The organism is Flavobacterium sp. (assembly GCF_044368625.1).
Taxonomy (GTDB): Bacteria; Bacteroidota; Bacteroidia; order Flavobacteriales; family Flavobacteriaceae; genus Flavobacterium.
Genome location: NZ_JBIPPD010000230.1, coordinates 1 through 4,887 on the forward strand (window position 1 = coordinate 1; position 4,887 = coordinate 4,887).

Sequence of the window (4,887 nt, forward strand, 5' to 3'; positions counted from 1 at the left end):
TCGACTATTAAAAACAGTTTGATTCAAACCCATTCTAAAATTAGAAACGCCAACTTAGACAACGCAATGATTGGAAATCACGCCATTTTTGATGGAAATTTTAGTTCTATCAGTATTGGAGATTATTCGGTTTTGGAGTAGAAAGAATTTAGTGCGAGAACATTTTATTGAACGTTTTGAAAATTTTAAATCGCTCGCAAAGTCGCAAATATTGAATTGGTAACTTAACGTCTTTGCGTCTTTACGAGAAAAAAACTAGAAATTTGGGTTGTATTTTACCCGTTTTTCCGCGTGAGGGATAGTAGTGGAGCTCTCCCGATTTTTCATCGGGAAGCGGGAACGAATAGCCCGACCCGCCGGGGCACGCCCAAAAAGAAGGGGCTAAATTTGTAGCCAACTTTTCGTGAAAATAAAATTAAAAATGAAGAAATTAATCATAGGTTTTTGGCTCATTACAAGCAGTATTTCGGTTTTTGCACAAGAAGAGCCGGACGATATTGCTTTGGTTAATAATGAATTTCAGTTGGCGTATTACGAATCCTTGAAACAAAAAGGCATCGAAAACCATGATCGGGCTCTGGAATCTTTGGGAAAATGTTTGGAACTTCAACCCAATAATGCAGCGGTTTTTAACGAATTGGGTCGGAATTATTTGAAACTTAAAAAGTACAAAGAGGCCTACGATTCATTTGAAAAAGCGTCGCAAATAGATCCGAAAAACAGATGGTACTTGCATGGGATGTACGACGTTACCTATCAAACGCAAGATTACAATCAGTCGATTGTATTGGTTACAAAATTGATTCCATTTGACGCCAGTTACAAAGAGGATCTGACGTCGTTGTACATGTACACCCAACAGTTTGACAAAGCACTTGCTTTAATTAATGAACTCAATGAAAGTGTTGGAAGATCCGAAAAAAGAGAGAATTATAAAAAACAAATTCTGCAAGATGCTCGGTATCAAACGGGGGAAAAAGAGGAACTTTTAAAATTGATTAGCGAAAATCCCAAAGACGAATCCAACTACATTTCGTTGATTTATTTGTATTCCAACAGTAATCAGGAAGAAAAAGCGATGGAAGTGGCCAAAAAATTGGAACTCGCAATTCCAGAATCCGATTGGGCTCAAGTCGGGTTATTTAAATTTCATTTGAACAATAACGACGGGGCAAAAGCCGTTAAGTCTATGAATCAAATTTTGACAAGCGGCAAAATCGACAATAAAATCAAACACAGAGTGTTGAATGAGTTTTTAATTTTTGCCAAAAATAACCCGGGTTTTGAAGCCGATTTATTCAAAGCCGTTTCTAATTTTAAATCTGAGAAGGAAATTGCTGTTGCAAAGGAAATTGGGAAATTTTTTCAAAGCAAAAACGATTGGAACCAAGCAAAGTTGTATTATGAAATGGATTTGGCCAATAATCCGAATGATTTAGAAACGGCATTGTTATTGTTTCAAAGCTATGTACAACTGCAACAATTTGAAATGCTGGCTAAGAAATCGGAGGCGATGACGGAACTTTTTCCTTCGCAACCTGATTTGTATTATTTTGCGGGATTGGCGAATAATCAGCTCAAAGTTTTTGGCAAAGCCAAAGATTTTCTCGAATTGGGATTGGACTATGTGATTGAAAATAAAGCCTTGGAAATCAATTTTAACATACAACTTGGGGAAGCATATAACGGTTTGGGCGACCAAAAAAAGAAAGAACTGCATTTTAAAAAAGCAGACCAACTATTAAAAAAATAAAATAAAAAATGATTTCAAATAAATGGTTTTTGTGGATAACAGTAGTTTTTTTAGCAACTGCATCGTGCAAACCCAAAAAATTAATTTCGGAAGCAACAGCAAGCAAACCAATGAAGGCGGAAAAAATAATCCGAAATCATTACGAATTGGATAAAAACTTTAAAACCGCCTACATCAAAGCGGATGTAAGATACCAAGATGCCAACGAAACTTTGAATCTTTCTGCCGACATTCGCATTCAAAAAGACGAGCAAATACTAGTAAGCATTCGCTTTTTTGGAATTACAATGGCAAAGGGACTAATCACTCCTACCGAAGTGAAATATTATGAGAAAAGCGGAAGCAGCTATTTTGAAGGCGATTACACCACTCTGAGTAAATGGTTGGGAACCGATTTAGATTTTACCAAAGTCCAAAACATGCTCATCGGCGAAGCTTTTGACAATTTAGAACAAGGCACTTACGAAAGTTCGGTTGAAAATGGATTGTATAAATTAGAAGATAATTCATCCAAAAATACTTTGAAAACCTTTCTGTTTGAAGCATCTCAATTTTTAATCAAGCAGCAACAAATTCAACAAGCCAATCAAAATCGAACGCTAAAAGTAGATTACCCGAATCACAAACAATACGATAAAGTGACTTTTCCAACGGCTTTAAATATTGACGCAAACAACCAAGGGAAACAAACAAAAATTGATATCGAATACAGTTCGGTAAAATTGAACGACGAACTTTCTTTTCCTTATAGTGTGCCAAGTGGTTACAAGCGAACTTTTATTGACTAAATTTGCACAAATATTTTAACAAACATGCCAAAATACGTTTTCATACTCGCTTTTTTAATTTGTTCGGTGTCGAGCTGGAGTCAAACCGCTCAGGAAAAACTGGAGCAACGAAAAGAGCAAATTCAAAAAGAAATTCGTGCCCAGGAGGAATTACTTCGGAACCAAAATAAGAAGCAAAAATCAATTCTAACTGAAATCATGCAGCAACGCGAGAAAATCCGTTTGCGCGAAAGTTTGATTCGAACCACAGAGAAACAATCGAAAATTTTGAAAGATGAAATGTATCTCAATCAACTGCAAATCAATCAACTCAATCGCGAACTAAAAGTATTGAAAGAAGATTATGCAGCACTGATTGTGAAGTCATATAAAAGTCGTTCGGAACAAAGTCGTGCCATGTTCTTGTTGTCTTCCGAAAGTTTTTTACAAGCCTACAAAAGAGCTCAGTACATGAAACAATATGCGAGTTATAGAAAATCGCAAGGCGAAGATATTAAAGTAAAAGCAGATCAACTCTCAACTTTAAACACAACATTAGATCAACAAAAAGCAGCGAAGCAGAAATTATTAAAAGAGCAGGAACAAGAGCGATTGGTTTTGCAAAAGGAAAAAGCCGAACAGGAAAAATTATCCGCTGCAATCCAAAAAGACAAGAAAAAAATTGCCCAAGATATTAAGAAAAAGCAACAAGAAGCTAAAGAAATCGATCGAAAAATCGACAGGATAATCAAGGAAGCCATTGCCGAAGCCAACCGTAAAGCGGCCGCGGCTAATAAAAAAGCGAATCCGAAAACAACTGCCGCAGAAACTCGAGCTACGGAAAAATCGACCAAAATGGTATTGACTCCCGAGGGCAAAATTATTTCGGATAATTTTAAAGCCAACAAAGGCAGACTTCCTTGGCCAGTTGCAACGGGACAGATCACGCAGAAATTTGGCGATCAGCCGCATCCCGAATTGTCATTTTTGACGGTTCACAGCAGCGGAATTGAAATTACCACAGCTTCTGGTTCGCAAGCCAGAGCGGTGTTCGATGGAGAAGTAACCAGTATTCAATATGTTTCTCCTGTTCAAAAATCAGTGATTATTCAGCACGGAGATTTCTTTACCGTATATCATAATTTAAGTTCAGTATCCGTTTCTAAAGGCGAAAAAGTATCGCGCAAACAAAACATCGGAACCATCAGAACCAGCTCTGAAACCGGTAAAACAGTGATTAAATTCTTAATCAGTCAAAATACAGGTTATACCAATCCCCAAAGTTGGTTGACGCCAAATTAGGAAAGTTGGGCGGCAATGTACAAAGTAAAGTGCAAGAACATGCGTTATGAAACCGCCACTAACAACAAGTTTGCGCAAGCAATTGCATAATCATCGAACACCGATGAAAAATATAATATTGTTAGATAAACACCGTTGAATAAAAGGGCGTTAACATATGTGACCGCTGAAAAATCATAATATACACGTATGAAATTTATGAATTAAATATATCAAAAGTTTCAATAATTGTGTTTGACAAAAACAAATTAGAAGAACTGAAAGGGAAAGTATTGTTTTCAGAAAAATTAAAAAAGCAAATGAAATTTTAGCAAAAGCGGGTTTACCTAAAGTTGCGCTTAAAAAATGATGAACAACTATTATAAGCTAATTTAGTGCTTGAAAAATATCCCAATTGACGTTTGGGTTTAGGCAGAAATGATGTATTACAAAAATTATTTTACAATTATGGAAAACATGAAAAATGATAGCAATTTATATACAAGTTTAATTACCACGGTCTTGGTTATGTTTCTAGTCATAAATCTCAAACAAAGTATTTTCGATGAATTATGGAATTATTTTTCAGCTTTAATAGTATTTATGTTAAACTTTTCAACTGTGATTACTATTTTACGTAACAAAAGAAATGCAAAAATTGTTAGATCAAACAATGTCAATAATTGAATATAGTTTTTTAATTTTACCCAACGGAATGTAAACAATAGAAAATATGATGAAAAAAAATAGATTATCTAGGACTTGCAGTTTTTTTATTTTTATTGGTAATCAATAAGATTTTCGAAATTTTACCAAAAGAATCCAATCGTACAATAGCAAGCTTTGTGGTTCTATTTGCATTTTTGTTTTTGGTTAAATTTCACAAAATTCAAAAATTGAAAAAAGAGAAAGCATAAAAGAAGGCTTGGTATAATACAAGCCATTTAGTTTTACGAACTATAACCCAATATAATTGAGTTAATAGGTTTAATAGTCAAAAATAGTTGGTAAAACAGCTGTTAAGCATTATAAAATTTGACGTTTCCAAAAGTTTATTGAAATTCGTTTCAATAAACTTTTTTTATT

At 34.8% G+C, this 4,887-nt stretch carries 3 protein-coding genes and 1 pseudogene; all 4 read left to right on the forward strand.

Going from position 1 to position 4,887, the window contains the following annotated elements; all coding sequences use genetic code 11:
- A pseudogene (locus tag ACIQ2X_RS13745) lies at positions 1–141 on the forward strand (nucleotidyltransferase); the annotation flags it as partial.
- A gap of 280 nt (positions 142–421) precedes the next feature.
- Positions 422–1,753 carry a tetratricopeptide repeat protein gene (locus ACIQ2X_RS13750; protein ID WP_396179507.1) on the forward strand — a complete coding sequence of 444 codons (1,332 nt, stop codon included), beginning with the start codon at positions 422–424 and terminating at the stop codon, positions 1,751–1,753.
- A gap of 8 nt (positions 1,754–1,761) precedes the next feature.
- The gene (locus tag ACIQ2X_RS13755; protein WP_396179508.1) at positions 1,762–2,541 is read left to right on the forward strand and encodes a DUF4292 domain-containing protein; all 780 of its coding nucleotides are present in this window, start codon (positions 1,762–1,764) and stop codon (positions 2,539–2,541) included.
- A 24-nt stretch (positions 2,542–2,565) separates the two neighbouring features.
- Entirely contained in the window at positions 2,566–3,822 is a 1,257-nt protein-coding gene (locus tag ACIQ2X_RS13760; protein WP_396179509.1) for a murein hydrolase activator EnvC family protein, read from the forward strand.
- The last annotated feature ends 1,065 nt before the right edge of the window (positions 3,823–4,887 follow it).